Source organism: Frigoribacterium sp. PhB107, assembly GCF_003751515.1.
GTDB lineage: Bacteria > Actinomycetota > Actinomycetes > Actinomycetales > Microbacteriaceae > Frigoribacterium.
In genome coordinates this window covers 778,554-794,611 of record NZ_RJKU01000002.1, presented here as the reverse complement: position 1 = coordinate 794,611, position 16,058 = coordinate 778,554, and the positions used below count along the sequence as shown (strand labels likewise).

The 16,058-nt window shown below is 71.7% G+C and carries 14 protein-coding genes; 8 read left to right on the top strand and 6 right to left on the bottom strand.

Going from position 1 to position 16,058, the window contains the following annotated elements; all coding sequences use genetic code 11:
* The first annotated feature begins 53 nt into the window (after positions 1-53).
* Positions 54-1,589 (top strand): alpha-N-arabinofuranosidase, encoded by a 1,536-nt coding sequence (locus tag EDF18_RS11980; protein ID WP_123548005.1) that lies wholly within the window; start codon positions 54-56, stop codon positions 1,587-1,589.
* Between the two features lie 74 nt (positions 1,590-1,663).
* On the opposite strand, the gene EDF18_RS11975 is transcribed toward EDF18_RS11980, so the two are convergent.
* The 5 genes from EDF18_RS11975 to msuE form a co-directional block, all read right to left on the bottom strand.
* Positions 1,664-2,377, bottom strand: a complete 714-nt coding sequence (locus EDF18_RS11975) for an ABC transporter ATP-binding protein (protein WP_123548004.1) — start codon at positions 2,375-2,377, stop codon at positions 1,664-1,666.
* A 40-nt stretch (positions 2,378-2,417) separates the two neighbouring features.
* Positions 2,418-4,418 (bottom strand): hypothetical protein, encoded by a 2,001-nt coding sequence (locus EDF18_RS11970; RefSeq protein ID WP_123548003.1) that lies wholly within the window; start codon positions 4,416-4,418, stop codon positions 2,418-2,420.
* 69 nt (positions 4,419-4,487) lie between these two features.
* Positions 4,488-4,880 carry a lactococcin 972 family bacteriocin gene (locus EDF18_RS11965; RefSeq protein ID WP_123548002.1) on the bottom strand — a complete coding sequence of 131 codons (393 nt, stop codon included), beginning with the start codon at positions 4,878-4,880 and terminating at the stop codon, positions 4,488-4,490.
* 158 nt (positions 4,881-5,038) lie between these two features.
* Positions 5,039-5,461, bottom strand: a complete 423-nt coding sequence (locus EDF18_RS11960; RefSeq protein WP_123548001.1) for a hypothetical protein — start codon at positions 5,459-5,461, stop codon at positions 5,039-5,041.
* 51 nt (positions 5,462-5,512) lie between these two features.
* A complete protein-coding gene (gene msuE, locus EDF18_RS11955) occupies positions 5,513-6,172 on the bottom strand; it encodes an FMN reductase (RefSeq protein WP_123548000.1) in 660 nt (219 codons plus the stop codon).
* 71 nt (positions 6,173-6,243) lie between these two features.
* On the opposite strand from msuE, the gene EDF18_RS11950 reads away from it, so the two are divergent.
* From EDF18_RS11950 to EDF18_RS11940, 3 genes are all read left to right on the top strand, one after another.
* Positions 6,244-7,017, top strand: a complete 774-nt coding sequence (locus EDF18_RS11950; RefSeq protein WP_123547999.1) for a class I SAM-dependent methyltransferase — start codon at positions 6,244-6,246, stop codon at positions 7,015-7,017.
* Positions 7,018-7,040: 23 nt separating this feature from the next.
* Positions 7,041-8,111, top strand: coding sequence for an amidohydrolase (locus EDF18_RS11945; RefSeq protein ID WP_123547998.1), 1,071 nt, complete (start codon positions 7,041-7,043; stop codon positions 8,109-8,111).
* A 68-nt stretch (positions 8,112-8,179) separates the two neighbouring features.
* A complete protein-coding gene (locus tag EDF18_RS11940; RefSeq protein WP_123548319.1) occupies positions 8,180-9,427 on the top strand; it encodes an aminotransferase class V-fold PLP-dependent enzyme in 1,248 nt (415 codons plus the stop codon).
* 30 nt (positions 9,428-9,457) lie between these two features.
* On the opposite strand, the gene EDF18_RS11935 is transcribed toward EDF18_RS11940, so the two are convergent.
* On the bottom strand, positions 9,458-10,510 hold the full coding sequence (locus EDF18_RS11935; protein WP_123548318.1) for a LacI family DNA-binding transcriptional regulator: 1,053 nt from the start codon (positions 10,508-10,510) through the stop codon (positions 9,458-9,460).
* A gap of 87 nt (positions 10,511-10,597) precedes the next feature.
* On the opposite strand from EDF18_RS11935, the gene EDF18_RS11930 reads away from it, so the two are divergent.
* From EDF18_RS11930 to EDF18_RS11915, 4 genes are all read left to right on the top strand, one after another.
* On the top strand, positions 10,598-11,539 hold the full coding sequence (locus EDF18_RS11930) for a carbohydrate ABC transporter permease (protein WP_123548317.1): 942 nt from the start codon (positions 10,598-10,600) through the stop codon (positions 11,537-11,539).
* Positions 11,539-12,486 (top strand): carbohydrate ABC transporter permease, encoded by a 948-nt coding sequence (locus EDF18_RS11925; RefSeq protein ID WP_123547997.1) that lies wholly within the window; start codon positions 11,539-11,541, stop codon positions 12,484-12,486. Before EDF18_RS11930 ends, EDF18_RS11925 begins: the two co-directional genes overlap by 1 nt.
* 96 nt (positions 12,487-12,582) lie before the next feature.
* On the top strand, positions 12,583-13,938 hold the full coding sequence (locus EDF18_RS11920; protein ID WP_123547996.1) for an ABC transporter substrate-binding protein: 1,356 nt from the start codon (positions 12,583-12,585) through the stop codon (positions 13,936-13,938).
* A 166-nt stretch (positions 13,939-14,104) separates the two neighbouring features.
* Positions 14,105-16,006 (top strand): beta-galactosidase family protein, encoded by a 1,902-nt coding sequence (locus EDF18_RS11915; RefSeq protein WP_233569111.1) that lies wholly within the window; start codon positions 14,105-14,107, stop codon positions 16,004-16,006.
* The last annotated feature ends 52 nt before the right edge of the window (positions 16,007-16,058 follow it).

Here is a 16,058-nt window from a genome sequence, read left to right as displayed (position 1 = left end):
CTGACCGACCGACCACCCGCCAGCACGCCGCTCCCCCTCTACCTAGGAGAACCATGACCACCGCCCGCATCACCGTCGACCGCGAGTTCACGATCGGCACCGTGCCGCGCCGCCTGTTCGGCTCGTTCGTCGAGCACATGGGCCGGTGCGTGTACACCGGCATCTACGAGCCCGGCCACGAGACCGCCGACGAGAAGGGCTTCCGTCGCGACGTCCTCGCCCTCACCAAGGAGCTCGGCGCGACCGTCGTCCGCTACCCCGGCGGCAACTTCGTCTCCGGCTACAACTGGGAGGACGGCGTCGGGCCGGTCGACCAGCGCCCCCGCCGCCTCGACGGCGCGTGGCACACCGTCGAGTCGAACGCGTTCGGCCTGCACGAGTTCGTCGAGTGGTCGAAGCTCGCCGAGGTCGAGGTGATGGAGGCCGTCAACCTCGGCACCCGCGGCGTCGACGCGGCCCGCGAGCTCGTCGAGTACGCCAACCACCCCGGCGGCACGGCCCTCAGCGACCGCCGCATCGCCAACGGCGCGGCCGACCCGTTCGACATCAAGCTCTGGTGCCTCGGCAACGAGCTCGACGGCCCCTGGCAGATCGGGCACAAGACGGCCACCGAGTACGGCCGCCTCGCCCAGGAGGCCGCCAAGGCGATGAAGTTCGTCGACCCGAGCATCGAGCTCGTCGCGGTCGGCAGCTCGGGCCGCGGCATGCCGACCTTCGGCACGTGGGAGCACGAGGTGCTCACCCACGCCTACGACGAGGTCGACTACGTCTCGATGCACGCCTACTACCAGGAGCACGACGGCGACGCGACGAGCTTCCTCGCGACGGCGGTCGACATGGACGCCTTCATCGAGGAGGTCGTCTCGACGATCGACGGCGTCAAGGCCGCGGGCAAGCACGACAAGCAGGTGCACATCTCGTTCGACGAGTGGAACGTCTGGTACCAGACGGGCCTCGACACCGACGACCAGCCGCACAACGTCTCGAAGGGCTGGGTCGAGCACCCGCGCCTCATCGAGGACCAGTACAACGTCACCGACGCGGTCGTCGTCGGCACGTTCCTCAACTCGCTGCTGCGCCACGGCGACAGGGTCAAGATCGCCAACCAGGCCCAGCTCGTCAACGTGATCGCCCCGATCCGCAGCGAGCAGGGCGGGCCGGCCTGGCGCCAGACGATCTTCTGGCCGTTCGCCCGCATGGCGGCGCTGGCCCAGGGCGAGATCCTCCGCACGCAGGTCACCAGCGACAAGATCGACACCCCGAAGTACGGCGACGCCGACCTCGTCGACGTCAGCTCGACGTGGGACGAGGAGACGGGACGCATCGCGTTCTTCCTCGCCAACCGCGGACTCGAAGAGGCGGCGGACGTCGAGCTCGTCCTCCGCGGCTTCGCGGACGCCCGGGTCGTCCGCTCCGAGGTGCTGGCGGTGCCGGAGGGCGGCGACCGCTTCACCGCCAACACCGAGCAGGCGCAGGACGCGGTCGGCCTCGTGCCCCTCGACGGCGTCACGGTCGACGGCGGCAGCGTCCGCCTGACCCTGCCGGCCCTGTCGTGGGCCGTCGTCGAGCTCGAGGTCGCGAAGGCCTGAGCCGTGCAGCACGGGGGTCCGGGCGCGACGTGCGCCCGGGCCCTCGTCGCGCGCGGGCCCCGGTCGTCGTCGGCTCAGCCGCCCACAGGGCGGAGGTCGAGTGTGTCGCTGCACCACGCGACCACGCGGTCGTCGTGGGTGGCGACGACGAGGGCCGATCCTGCCAGGCGGAGGTCGTCGAGCACCCCGAGCACCACGCCCACGTTGTCGGGATCGAGTGCTGCGGAGGGCTCGTCGGCGATCACGACTCGGGGAGAGCGGACGATCAAGCGGGCCAGGGCGACCCGCTGCTGCTCCCCGCCGCTGAGAGAGTGGGCACGACGGCGGTCGTAGCCGCCCAGCCCGACCCGTTCCAGGGCCGCCTCACGACGCTCGACGCGGGCACCGTGCGTCGTCCGGGTGCCGATGAAGGCGACGTCGACGTTGGCAGCCACGGTCCAGCCCTCGACGAGGGCGTAGTTCTGGAACAGGTGGCCGACGGTGCCGCGGAAGAGCGATCGTCGTGTCGCGTGCGAGATGCGCGTGACGTCGACGCCCGCGAGCTCGAGCGTGCCGGCTTCGACCCGCTCGAGCAGGCCGAGGCACGACAGGAGGCTCGTCTTGCCGGATCCGCTCGGGCCCGTGACCGCGACGGAGGTGCCGGGTGCCACGTCGAAGGTCAGGTCGTCCCAGAGCGTCCGGGGACCACGTCGGCGGGTGAGGCCTCGCGCCCTCACGAGCGGGGTCGCGTCCACGAGGCTGCTCGTGTCGGGACCGTCGGTGACGGAGGTGTCGAGAACGGGGAGCATGTGGTTCCTCTCGGGGCCGCCGGCCGATGTGCCGGCGCCGTCAGGGTCGATTGAGGGTGTCGGCACGGATGCGCGAGCGGTGGACTCCGAGGACGGCGGAGATGACGACGACGTCGGCGACCACGACGACCGCGGCTGCGGCGACGGCGCCCGGGCCCTCGACGAGGCCGAGGGTCTGCGCCGCGGCGATGACGACGACCCCGACGGCGCCCATCGACGCTGCCGGCAGGAGGGCCGTCCGCAACGGACCTGCGCCGGCGGTCAGCAGGACCACGTCCCGACGACGGCCGAGCTCGGCGAGTGCGGCGCCGGTCATCGTGGCGGAGAGAAGGGCAGCGACGAGGGCCAGGGCGGCGACGGCCAGAACGTCACGGAGCTCGCGCGACTGCTCGGCGATCCGGACCATCGCGACGTCGCGCGCGCGGTCGATGGACCCGATCTGCTGGTCGAGTCCGGCGGCGTCGAGCTGCCGCTGCACCGACGAGGGGTCGGAGAACAGGACGCCGCCTGACGTCATGTTGCTCGCGAGCCAACCGTCGGACACGACGTCGACGGCCGTCGGGAGCACCGCCACGACCGCGTCCCGCTGGTGACTGGACTCGTCACCCCAGTCCGTCCCGTACGTGAAGACGGACTGACGGTCGGCGATGTACCTCACGGCGACGTCGACGCGTTCCGTGTAGGCCGGATCCACCCCGTGGTCCGACAGCTCCTCATCCAGCCACTGGACCCATTCGCGCTCGATCGAAGCGACGTCGTCCCCGAGCGAATCAGGAACGAGGAGGAGCAACGACGTGAGCTCGGCGTCGCTCGCCGTCAGCTCTCGTCCCGCCGCATCTCGGATGGATCGCTCCTCGAGGTAACGGGCATCGACGGTGAGCGAATCGCCGTGATACGGACCGTAGCCTTCAGAGGGTCCGGCGGGTCGCACAGCGACCATCGCCGCCTGCCGCGCGAACTCGTGACGTGCGAGTTCAGCGAAGGGCCCGTCCGACTGGAGGCTCTCGTCGAGGCCGGAGTGGAACTGCAGGCGGAACCAGTCGTCCGCGGTCGACCACGCCTCCTGGTCGGCACGGTTGTCGAGGACCTTCCCCGACGCGGCGACACCGGTCGCGGTGACGGAGATGACCGACGCGATGACGAGCACGTGCCCCACCCCCAGGACCACGGACGGCAGACGAGGATGCCGGGCACGGTCCACGGACGACAGGACCGGCCCGTGCGCGCGCAGCACGGCGACCGCCGTCACGACGACCGCCGAGACCACGGCCACGCCCGACACGCCCAGGAGCGAGAGAACGGCGAAGCGTGGCCACTGAGCCAGTCCGTTGTACCAGGCCAGGAGAGGCAGGGACACGACCAGGCCCGCGACCAGGGCACCTGACGAGAGCACCAGGCTCTCGCGCACGTCGTGTACCGCGACTGCGCGCCGCGACGAGCCGTTGACGACGAGGACGACGTCTCGCCGGCGACGGAGCGACGCCGCGTGGACCACACCCGTGGCCACGGCCAGCAGTGACACCCCGACCAGCGCAGGCAGGGGCACCACGTAGAGCGCCCACCCCATCATCGAGAGGGGCCCGCCCGACAACGTCGAGACCTCCATGCCGAGTGAGCGGAGATCTGCCGCGACCAGGTCGAGATCCTCCTGCGGGGCGTCGCTGTCGTACATGCCGTTGGTCTGCGCGAGCGGGAGGGACGAGACGTCTGCCCACCGCGTCTCGACGTCTCGGCCGAAGTCCGGATAGAGGCCCCACGCGTCGGGCCAGGCGCGCCCCCCTGACTGGTGGACGACGTAGAGAGTACGAGCGGCCCCCGACGAGGTCGCCCCGAGCGAGTCCTTGACCAGGCTGACGTCGTGGTCCGCCGCGGCACGGGTCAGGGTCGCGATCGTCTCCTCCTTCTCGACCTCGCCGTGGTCCCAGATGACGAGCGCAGACCGGACTCCTGCCGGAAGTGCTTCGTCGCTCGTCCGGACGAACAGGAACGAGCCCGTGAGGACGATCAGGACCGCTAGGGCGATGCTGCCTCGGAGTGCCATGTCCCACCTCTCATCTGCGTCGACGGGGAGGGGTGCCCTCCTGCGTGCTGCAGGAGGGCACCCCTCGGATCAGTTGAGGTGCCAGTAGGCCGAGTTCCCCGCCATCGTCTTGCCGATGCGCGCGTACGACCAGCTCCCGCTCGGGATGCCCGTCACCTTGTGCGAGAGACCCCGCCCGTTCATGGCCGTCGAGCCATGGCGCTTGCTGGGGTGGTAGTAGTTCGAGTAGACCCCGTCGTTGGTCCCGTGGGACCAGGTACCGCCCTCGGGGTAGGACACGTACTGGGGCGTGTTCTCACCCGCAGGCATGAGCCCTCCTCCTCCGGTCAGGTACCCCTCGACCTGGTGGACGACGGGATCGCCGGGAGCCTCCGACGCGGTCGCGCTCGTCGGCACGAGCAGTGCTCCGGCGAGCGCCAGCGCGGCGGCCGCGGACGCGGCAGTTGTCATGGCCTTCTTCATCGATGTGCTCCTTTGCACGATCCGTCGAGCGATGTCGCTCGAACGCCCACGACACTATGAATGACAATGCGAAATGTCAATTGTGGCTTCCTCAGGGCGCACGGACGAGCATCGCCCGGGGCGACGATCGGGGGAGGTCGCCCGAGCGGCCCCCGGGCCTACTTCTTGCGTCGCGGGAACAGCCGCGAGATCGAGTCGCGCACCGACTCCTCGATCGTGTCGCTGAACGAGTTCGAGAACGACAGCGCGTCGCCCGCCGCCGACGACGCGGTCATCGACGCGATCACGCTCTGGCCGTGGTGCGCGCGGGCCTCGCGCGTGGTCGGGAAGCCGAGGCCCTGGGCGGCGGCGAGGCGCTCCAGGAGGCCGACCCGCTCCTCCTCGGTGCGCCCGGTCGCGGCGGCGAGCTCACGTGCCGCGTCGTCGTCGATCCCGTCGGCGACCCACTGGGCGGCCCGGCTCGGCAGCTCGCCGGCAGCGAGCATGCCGATGACGCGCTTGGCCTCGTCGTCGCGGATCTCGGCGAGGGCGACGGCGACGTCGCGGGGCGTGGTCTCGGGAGTCGGGGTCTCGTCAGGCACGCTCCACCCTAAGCACACGATGCCGAGGGCCACCTCCCCCAGAGCGGGCCGTCAGCTGTAGAGCCGGACCGGCGCCGCGTCGTGAGCGGTCGGCGTCGGCAGTGCGTCGAGCCCGTCGACCACGCCGCTGACCGCACGCTCGAGGCGTCGCTTCTCGTCGACGCTCGACCGGATCAGGGGCAGGCCCCGGGCGATGGCGGCCCGGATGCGCTCCTGCAGCAGCGGCGCCGTCACGCGGCGATCGGTGAAGTCGCTGGCGTGCGCGTAGACGCCGAGGGGCAGCGTCAGCGCCTGGAAGAAGCCGAACAGCGGCCGCAGCGAGTGCTCGAGGATCAGCGCGTGCCGCTCGCTTCCGCCCGTCGCCGCGAGCAGCACCGGGACGTCGACCAGCGCGTACTGCTCGACGAAGTCGAAGAAGTGCTTGAAGAGCCCCGTGAAGGAGGCGCGGTAGACCGGCGAGGCCGCGATCAGCAGGTCGGCGCCCTCGACGGCACGGAGCTCGCGCTCGACCCGTTCGTCGAGCTGGTCCCGGGTCAGCGCGCCGGCGAAGAGCGGCCCGAGCTCGCTCACCCGGATCACGTGCCGCTCGATCGGCAGCACGAGGGCGAGCTCGTCGAGGACGGCGTCGACGAGCGCGTCCGTCTTCGAGGGCGAGCTCAGCGTGCCCGACACGGCGACGACACGGAGCGGCTGCGGAGGTGTCTGCGTCATGCAGCCATGGTGCTCCGGAGGCGGCGCGTAACGAAGCCGTGTGACGCCGTGAGTCATGCGACAGTGGTCGCGTGAACCCGACCACGCACGCGCACGGCCCCGATCCGGCCGACCCCCTCAGCACCCTCGCCTCCTCGTTCGGCCAGGCGGCGGACGTCTACGAACGCGGCCGCCCCTCCTACCCCGCCGACGCCGTCGAGTGGCTGCTGCCGCAGGGCGCACGGCACGTCGTCGACCTCGGCGCGGGCACCGGCAAGCTCACCCGCGTCCTCGTGCCGCGTGCCGAGCAGGTCACCGCCGTCGAGCCCAGCGAGGGCATGCGCTCCGTGCTCGAACAGGCCGTGCCCGAGGCCCGGTCGCTCCCCGGGTCGGCGGAGTCGATGCCGCTCGACGACTCGTCGGTCGACGCGGTCTTCGTGGCCCAGGCCTGGCACTGGGTCGACCCGCGGGCTGCCGTTCCCGAGGTCGCCCGGGTGCTGCGTCCGGGCGGCACGCTCGGCCTGCTCTGGAACATCCGCGACGAGACCGTGCCGTGGCTGGCCGAGCTGTCGCAGGTGATGCACTCCCCCGCCGAGCGCGACATGTCGTCCGACGCTCCCCCGGTCGGCGAGCCCTTCGCCCCGATCGAGCGTCGCGACTTCCCGTGGGTGCACGAGCTCGGCCGCGACGAGCTGCTCGCCATGATCGCGTCGCGCAGCTACGTCATCACGCTGCCCGAGGACGACCGCGCCCAGGTGCTCCGCGACGTCGGCCAGCTGCTCGACACGCACCCGGACACCCGCCGAGCTGACCTCATCCGCCTGCCGTACGTGACCCGGGCCAGCCGGGCGGTGCTGCCGGGCTGACCCGCCGGCCCTACGGTGGGGGCATGCAGCAGGAGGCGCGACTCGTCACCGTCGACCGGGTCTGGTCGGGCAGGTGGCACGGCCCGAGCGTCGTGCGCGTGTCGCCGACCGCGATCCACCTCGTCGGGGCGGTCGACCCCGGCCACGGCGAGCACGCCGCGCACGGAGCGCACGCGGAGCTGCCGCACCTGCCCGGCACGCTGTTCTCGCCCTTCACCGACTCGCACGTGCACCTCGGCCTGGTCGACCCCGAGCAGCTCGTGCAGGGCGGCGTCGGCCGCGTGCTCGACCTCGGCTGGAGCCCCGACGTCGCCGCGCTCTGGCCCGAACGGGGTCGGGTCGACGCCGGCTGGCCCGAGGTGCAGGTCGCGGGCGGCCTGCTCTGCCCTCCCGGCGGCTACCCGTCGGGGGCGGGCTGGGCGCCGGGCGACGCGTCCGTCGTCGTGGCCGACGCCGCCGACGCCGAGCGGGCCGTCGTGCGGATGCGCGACCTCGGCGCCTCCGTCGTCAAGCTGACCCTCAACAGCGACGTCGGGCCCGTCTTCGACGACGACGTGCTGCGGGCGATCGCGGTCGCGGCCGATCGGGTCGGGCTGCTGACCGTGGCGCACGTGCAGGGTGCCGGGCAGGTGCGCCGCGCGCTCGACGCCGGACTGCTCCGGTTCGCGCACACCCCGTTCAGCGAGCTGCTGCCCGACGACCTGCTCGACCGCGCGGCCGACGGCACGTGGATCAGCACGCTCGACATCCACCGCGGAGACGAGGCGCAGGAGGTGGCGATCGCGAACCTGCGCGGGTTCCGCGAGCGGGGCGGCCACGTCCTCTACGGCACCGACCTCGGCAACGGCGACCTGCCGGTCGGGGTGAACGAGCGAGAGCTGCGGGCGCTGCAGCGCGTCGGCCTCGGCCGCGAGGCGCTGCTCGCCGCACTCGGCAGCGACGACTCGCTCGACGCCGGGCAGGACGGCGCACACTGGACACCGCGCGCGTCGTGGGTGCCCCAGCCGCCGCCGGACGACGAGCGCGACGATCCCGCGTGGCTGGCCCGCGCCTCCGTCCTCACCGCCTCGACCCTGCAGGAGCTGCTCCCGTGACCACCGCCTCCGACTCGCCCGCCGCCGCCTCGGCGTCACCTGCCTCGACGACCCCGACCACTTCGTTCGTGCCGGCCGCCCCGCCCGTCGACCCGGCCGAGCTCGACGACCCGCTGGCGAGTGCGCAGCGCGACGCGGCCGACCCGCTCGCGCACCACACGGCCCTGTTCCTGCCCGCGGGCGACGTGGTCTCGTACCTCGACGGCAACTCCCTCGGCCGGCCGATGGCGGCGACGCCGGCCCGTCTCGACGCGTTCGTGCGCGGCGACTGGGGCACGCGCCTGATCCGCTCGTGGGACGAGCGCTGGATGCAGCTCCCCACCGAGCTCGGCGACCGGATCGGCGCCGCCGCCCTCGGAGCGGCCCCGGGGCAGACCGTCGTGGCCGACTCGACGACGGTGCTGCTCTACAAGGCGATCCGCGCCTCCTTGGCGGCTCGTCCCGGCCGGCACGAGATCGTCATCGACGACGACCAGTTCCCGACCGACCGCTTCGTCGTCGAGGGCATCGCCCGCGAGCGCGGCGCGACCGTCCGCTGGCTCGCGGTCGACGAGACCCGGGGGGTGACGCCCGAGCAGGTCCGCGACGTGGTCGGGCCCGACACCGCCGTCGTGCTCGTCAACCACGTGTCGTACAGGTCGGGGTTCCTCGCCGACCTGCCCGCGATCACCGAGATCGTGCACGAGGCCGGGGCGCTGCTCGTCGCCGACCTCTGCCACTCCGTCGGCGTCGTGCCGACCGAGCTCGACGCGTGGGGCGTCGACGTCGCCGTCGGCTGCACCTACAAGTACCTGAACGGCGGGCCGGGCGCGCCGGCGTTCCTCTACGCCCGCGCCGACCTGCTGCCGGAGCTCGAGCAGCCGGTCCAGGGCTGGATGGGCGCCGCCGACGTGTTCGCGATGGCCGAGGGCTACGTGCCCGACACCGGCATCCGCAAGTTCATCAGCGGCACCCCGCCCGTCGTCGGCATGCTCGCGATGCAGGACATGCTCGACGCGATCGAGGAGGCCGGGCTCGAGGCCATCCGCGACAAGTCGCTCGCGCTCACCGACTACGCGTTCGACCTCGTCGACGCCTGGCTCGCGCCGCTCGGGGTCACGACGGCGACGCCGCGCGAGCACGAGCGCCGGGGCAGCCACGTGACGGTGCGGCACCCGCGGTTCCGCGAGGTCGTGGCGACGCTCTGGCAGGAGGGGGTGGTGCCGGACTTCCGCGGCCCCGACGCCCTGCGCATCGGCCTCTCGCCGCTCAGCACCACCTTCGACGAGGTGCGCGTCGGGGTGGCCGCGATCCGCGAGGCGCTGCAGCAGGGCTGACCCGCGCCTCCTGCGCTCACGGCCCGGGGCTCAGCCAGCCGGCGCCGGCCCGGCGCTGTCGCGCACCACGAGCCGCGTCGGCACGATGCGGTCGCCCGACGCCGGCCGCCCCTCGAGCAGCTCGAGCAGCACCCGCATCGAGCGGGCGCCGATCTCGCCGAAGTCCTGGTGCACGGTGGTCAGCGGCGGCCAGAACGAGCCCGACTCGTCGGTGTCGTCGAAGCCGACCACGCTGATCTCGCCCGGGATCGACCGTCCGCGCTCGTGCAGGGCGTGCATGACGCCCAGGGCCATCTGGTCGTTCGCGGCGACGACCGCCGTCACGTCGTCGCGGCTGGCGATCGCGTGGCCGAGGCGGTGGCCGGAGGCGGTCGTCCAGTCCCCCTTGAGCGGCGCCTCCGGCTCGAGGCCTGCGTCGCGCATCGTCGCGTGCCACGACGCCGAGCGCCGGGTCGCCGAGTACGAGGTGTCGGGGCCCGCGACGTGCACGATGCGCGTGTGCCCGAGGTCGATCAGGTGCTGGGTCGCGAGGCGGGTGCCCTGCTCCTGGTCGGTGTCGACCACGACGAAGGGGTCGCCCGCGTCCGAGTCGATGATCACGACGGGCAGCCCGCTCGGGATGATCACGTCGGCCCGGTCGAGCATGTGCGCCTCGATGATGATGACGACTCCGTCGACCGCCTCCTCCTGCAGGCGACTGAAGGCGCCGGCCACCTCGCCCTCGGTGGGCTGGGCGACGGGCATCAGCGTGATCGTGTAGCCGGCGCCGGAGGCGGCGGTCACGATCGCGTCGAGGGTGCGCATGTTCCCGAGGGTCGACAGCGTGAACATGATCACGCCGACGCTGCGGAAACGACCCGTCTTCAGCGCCCTGGCCGCGCTGTTCGGCCGGTAGTCGAGCGCGGCCATCGCGTCGAGCACCTTCTGGCGGGTGCCGTCCTCGACGTTCTGCGCGCCGTTCGAGACGCGCGAGACGGTCTGCGACGAGACGCCGGCGCGTGCGGCGACGTCGGCCATCGATACCGTACGGGTGCGCGGGGCGCGTCGAGATGCCGACTTGATTTCGGACGGCGGAGGTGTCATGGTTGCGAGCATCCCAGATGTTTACGTAAACACACACCCTCACGGGCAGCGTGTTCACGGCTCCTCACCCCGATGAAGTGGATGGACATGACGACGACGTCGACACCCGCGACCCGCTCGGAGGCGACCGCACCGTCGCCCCGCAGCAGCTCGCAGATCCGTCGAGACAAGCGACGCTGGACCGGCTGGGGCTTCGTGCTCCCGTTCCTCGTCGTCTTCGCACTCGTGCTCGTGGCCCCCGTGGTCTACGCGATCTACCTGAGCCTGTTCCAGGAGCAGATGATCGGCGGCAACTCGTTCGTCGGCGCCGACAACTACGTCCGCGCGCTCACCGACCCGAACTTCTGGGACGCGCTCGGCCGCGTCGCGCTGTTCCTCGTGGTGCAGGTGCCGATCATGCTGGTCGTCGCCCTGGCTGCCGCCCTCGCCCTCGACTCGGCCCGGCTGCACTTCACGGCGTTCTTCCGCATCTCGATCTTCCTGCCCTACGCCGTGCCCGCGGTCGTCGCGGCCCTGATGTGGGGCTTCATCTACGGCAACCGCTTCGGCCTCGTCGGCAACCTCGAGGACGCCACGGGATGGGACCTCCCCGACCTGCTCTCGCAGAGCTGGGTGCTCGCGTCGATCGGCAACATCGTCACGTGGGAGTTCGTCGGCTACAACATGCTGCTGTTCTACGCCGCCCTGCGCGTCATCTCGCCCGACCTGTACGAGGCCGCCGAGCTCGACGGCGCCGGCCCGTTCCGCATCGTGCGGAACATCAAGCTGCCCGCCATCCGCGGCGCGATCGTCATCGGCATCATCTTCTCGATCATCGGCAGCTTCCAGCTCTTCAACGAACCGAACATCCTGCAGACGCTGGCGCCCAACGCGATCAGCACCTTCTTCACCCCGAACATGTACGCCTACAACCTGTCGTTCGCGGGCCAGCAGTTCAACTACTCCGCCGCCATCGCGATCATCATGGGCGTCCTGACGATGGTCGTCGCCTACGTGGTCCAGCTCGTCGGCACCCGGAAGGACCACTGATGTCGACCCTCACCGGAACCCCGATCGCCGCGCCCGACGCAGGGACGCCCACCGTCACGCCGAGCCGTGCAGCCACCTCCAGGAAGCGCCGCGCCGGCGCCCCCCGCGACAAGCGCAGCGTGCTGCTCACCGTCGTGATGGCCCTGCTGCTCGTCTACTCGGTGCTGCCGCTCTTCTGGCTGCTCGTCAACTCGACCAAGACGCAGGAGGCGCTGTTCAGCTCGTTCGGCCTCTGGTTCAGCGGCGACTTCGCGCTGGTCGACAACATCGAGGGCGTCTTCACCTACGGCGACGGCGAGTTCGTCCGCTGGCTCGGCAACACCCTGCTCTACGTGGTGGTGGGCGCAGGAGGCGCGACCCTGCTGGCCACGCTGGCCGGCTACGGCCTGGCCAAGTTCGACTTCCCGGGCAAGAAGGCCGTCTTCGCGGTCGTGCTGGGCGCGGTCGCCATCCCCGGCACCGCCCTCGCCGTCCCGACCTTCCTGATGTTCAGCCAGATGGGCCTGACCAACACCCCGTGGGCGATCATCCTGCCCTCGCTGATCAGCCCCTTCGGCCTCTACCTGATCTGGACCTACGCCGTCGACTCCGTGCCGACCGAGATCCTCGAGGCCGCGCGCATGGACGGCTCGAGCGAGGTCCGCACGTTCTTCACCATCAGCCTCCGCCTCCTCAGCCCCGGCCTCATCACCGTGCTGCTCTTCTCGATCGTCGCGACCTGGAACAACTACTTCCTGCCGCTGATCATGCTGAGCGACTCGCGCTGGTACCCCCTGACGGTCGGCCTGAACCAGTGGAACGCGCAGTCGACGACCGTCGGCGGCGACCCGATCTACAACCTCGTCATCACGGGATCGTTCCTCGCGATCATCCCGATCGTCGTGGCGTTCCTCTTCCTCCAGCGCTACTGGCAGTCCGGCCTCTCGGCCGGCGGCGTCAAGGCCTGACGCGCGTCGGCGCTGCCGGCCCGCCCCTCCTCGTCCCCTCCCGCACCACAGCCACGCCCCCGTCCCACCTCCACGATGAAGTGAAAGGCACCACCCATGTCCCGTAACCTCCCCCGCACCGCGAAGCGCGTCGTCGCTCTCGGTCTCGGCATCGCCCTGGCCGGCTCGCTGGCCGCCTGCTCCTCCGGCTCCGGAGGCGGCGCCAGCGCCGACACCGCGACCAGCGACGAGCTCGCCGCGGCTCTCGAGGAGAAGTCCTCGATCACGGTGTGGGCCTGGGCCCCCGCCGTCGAGCCCATCGCCGAGGCCTTCGAGAAGGCGCACCCCGACATCACCGTCGACGTGCAGAACGTCGGCACCGGCGCCGACCAGTACACGAAGCTGCAGAACGCGATCAAGGCCGGCAAGGGCGCCCCCGACGTCGCCCAGGTCGAGTACTTCGCCGTCCCCCAGTTCTCGCTCGGCGACTCGCTCGCCGACCTGAGCGGCTACGGCTACGGCGACCTCGAGGACGACTTCACCGCCTCGACGTGGAACTCCGTCACCGACGGCGACGCCGTCTACGCCCTGCCCCAGGACTCCGGCCCCATGGCGATGTTCTACCGCCAGGACGTCTTCGACAAGTACGGCATCGCCGTCCCCACGACGTGGGACGAGTACGTCGCCGCGGCCGAGACCATGCACGCCGCCGACCCGAACCAGTTCATCGCGGGCGACACCGGCGACGCGGGCTTCACGACCAGCATGATCTGGCAGGCCGGCGGGCACCCCTACTCGGTCGACGGCGACACCGTCTCGATCGACCTGCAGGACGAGGGCGCCAAGAAGTGGACCTCGACCTGGAACACCCTCGTCGAGAACGGCTCGCTCGCACAGACCCCCGGCTGGACCGACGAGTGGTTCCGCGCCCTCGGCGACGGCTCGATCGCGACGATGCTCACCGGCGCCTGGATGCCCGGCAACCTCGAGGCCCAGGCCGCCGACGGCTCCGGCCAGTGGCGCGTCGCCCCGATGCCCCAGTACGAGGAGGGCGACACCGCGACCGCCGAGAACGGCGGATCGTCGATCGCCGTGATGGAGCAGTCGCAGAACAAGCTCGTCGCCGCCGAGTTCGCCAAGTTCGCCACCGCCGAGGAGGAGGGGCGCCAGATCTCGTTCGACGCCGGCGGCTTCCCGTCCACCACGGCCGACCTCACCGACCCCGAGTTCCTCTCCGAGGCACCCGAGTACTTCGGCGGCCAGAAGATCAACGAGGTGCTCGGCCAGGCCGCGCAGGACGTGCTGCCCGACTGGCAGTACCTGCCCTTCCAGGTCTACGCGAACAGCATCTTCAGCGACAGCGCGTCGTCGGCCTACACCAACGGCACCTCGCTCGACCCGGTGCTCGAGGAGTGGGCCAAGGCCACCGCCTCGTACGGTGAGCAGCAGGGCTTCACGGTCGAGACCGAGTAGGGCCTCGCAGCACACGCACGACCAGCACCACCAGCAGCACCGCAGCACCGCCTGACCACCGCAGCGGGGAGGCGCGACGCACGTCGCGCCTCCCCGTCGCCACGTCCCCTCGCCCCACCGGAGGAACACCATCAGCAGCAGCACCGCCCCCACGAGCACCCGTTTCGTGATCGGCCCCGACCACTTCGAGCTCGACGGCGCCCCCCACCGTGTCGTCGCCGGCGCCCTGCACTACTTCCGGGTGCACCCCGACCAGTGGGCCGACCGGATCCACAAGGCCAGGCTGATGGGCCTCAACACCATCGAGACGTACGTCGCCTGGAACGCGCACTCCCCGCGCCGCGGCGACTTCGACACGAGCGCCGGCCTCGACCTCGGCCGGTTCCTCGACCTCGTCGCCACCGAGGGCATGCACGCGATCGTGCGCCCCGGCCCCTACATCTGCGCCGAGTGGGACGGCGGCGGCCTGCCCGGCTGGCTCTTCGACGACCCGGCCGTCGGCGTCCGCCGCAGCGAGCCGCTCTACCTCGCCGCCGTCGACGAGTTCCTCGAGCGCGTCTACGAGGTCGTCGTGCCCCGGCAGATCGACCACGGCGGGCCCGTCGTGCTCGTCCAGATCGAGAACGAGTACGGCGCGTACGGCGACGACTCCGGGTACCTGCGGCACCTCGTCGACCTCACCCGCGCCTCCGGCGTGGTGGTGCCCCTGACGACGGTCGACCAGCCCACCGACGGGATGCTCGCGGCGGGCAGCCTGCCCGAGCTGCACAAGACCGGGAGCTTCGGGTCGCGCGCGGAGGAGAGGCTCGCCACCCTGCGCCGTCACCAGCCGACGGGGCCCCTGATGTGCTCGGAGTTCTGGGACGGCTGGTTCGACCACTGGGGCGAGCACCACCACACGACCCCGGTCGAGGAGGCGGCGCGCGAGCTGGACGCGCTGCTGACGGCGGGCGCGTCGGTCAACATCTACATGTTCCACGGCGGCACGAACTTCGGCTTCACGAACGGCGCCAACCACAAGGGCACGTACCAGTCGCACGTGACCTCGTACGACTACGACGCTCCCCTCGACGAGGCCGGCTGGCCGACCGACAAGTTCTTCGCGTTCCGCGAGGTCATCGCGCGGCATCTGCCGGTGCCCGACGAGGTGCCCGCGCGGCGGTCGCCGTCGCCCGTGCTGTCGACGACGTTCGACCGGAGCGTGCGCCTCGGCGACGTCGTCGGGGACCTCGGCACGCGACTGGCCGTCGACGGAGATCTCGGCGTCGGAGCCTCGGGCTGGACCGCGACCGAGGACGTGCCCACCATGGACGCGCTCGGCAGCTACCGCGGCTTCGCCCTGCACCGTGTCGACCTGCCGGCCGGCGACGAGCCCCGGGTGCTGTCGTTCGCGGGTGTGCGCGACCGCGCCGTCGTCTCCGTCGACGGTCGCCGGGTGGGCGTCCTCCAGCGCGACCAGCACGAGCGCGCGATCACGGTGCCGCCGGGCCGCGTGCTGGAGGTGCTGGTCGAGGACCAGGGACGCGTCAACTACGGCGTCCGCATCGGCGAGGCGAAGGGCCTCGTCGGGCCGGCGCTGCTGGACGGCGCCGAGCTGACCGGCTGGCGCAGCACGCCGCTCGACCTGGGGGCAGTCGTCGCGACCCTGCCCGGCGACGCGACCCAGTCGGGCGGCGCGACCCAGTCGGGCGGCGCGACCCAGTCGGGCGGCGCGACCCAGTCGGGCGGCGCGACCCAGTCGGGCGGCGCGGCCGGCGCCTCCTCGGGGTCGGCGTCGGACTCCGCCGTGACGACGCTCGACGGCCCGGTGTTCGCGCACGCGACGGTGACGCTCGACGAGCCCGCCGACCTGTTCCTCGACACACGGTCGTGGGGCAAGGGCGTCGCGTTCGTCAACGGCTTCGCGCTCGGCCGGTACTGGACGCGCGGGCCACAGCACACGCTCTACGTGCCCGGTGAGCAGCTGCGTGCGGGCGAGAACGACCTCGTGATCTTCGAGACGGGTGCCGCGGCGGCCCCGGTCGTGTCGTTCGTGGCCGACCCCGACCTCGGGCACACCGAGCAGTAGCCCCGCTCGCGGGGCCCGTCCTGCCGAGCTACACCCCCGAACCAGCACTACA

Bases quoted from the DNA above. Each gene is read 5' to 3' on its own strand.
- EDF18_RS11920 (WP_123547996.1), top strand. From the start codon at position 12,583: ATGTCCCGTAACCTCCCCCGCACCGCGAAGCGCGTCGTCGCTCTCGGT.
- EDF18_RS11975 (WP_123548004.1), bottom strand. From the start codon at position 2,377: ATGCTCCCCGTTCTCGACACCTCCGTCACCGACGGTCCCGACACGAGC.
- EDF18_RS11935 (WP_123548318.1), bottom strand. From the start codon at position 10,510: ATGACACCTCCGCCGTCCGAAATCAAGTCGGCATCTCGACGCGCCCCG.
- EDF18_RS11980 (WP_123548005.1), top strand. From the start codon at position 54: ATGACCACCGCCCGCATCACCGTCGACCGCGAGTTCACGATCGGCACC.
- EDF18_RS11925 (WP_123547997.1), top strand. From the start codon at position 11,539: ATGTCGACCCTCACCGGAACCCCGATCGCCGCGCCCGACGCAGGGACG.
- EDF18_RS11965 (WP_123548002.1), bottom strand. From the start codon at position 4,880: ATGAAGAAGGCCATGACAACTGCCGCGTCCGCGGCCGCCGCGCTGGCG.
- EDF18_RS11945 (WP_123547998.1), top strand. From the start codon at position 7,041: ATGCAGCAGGAGGCGCGACTCGTCACCGTCGACCGGGTCTGGTCGGGC.
- EDF18_RS11930 (WP_123548317.1), top strand. From the start codon at position 10,598: ATGACGACGACGTCGACACCCGCGACCCGCTCGGAGGCGACCGCACCG.
- EDF18_RS11970 (WP_123548003.1), bottom strand. From the start codon at position 4,418: ATGGCACTCCGAGGCAGCATCGCCCTAGCGGTCCTGATCGTCCTCACG.
- msuE (WP_123548000.1), bottom strand. From the start codon at position 6,172: ATGACGCAGACACCTCCGCAGCCGCTCCGTGTCGTCGCCGTGTCGGGC.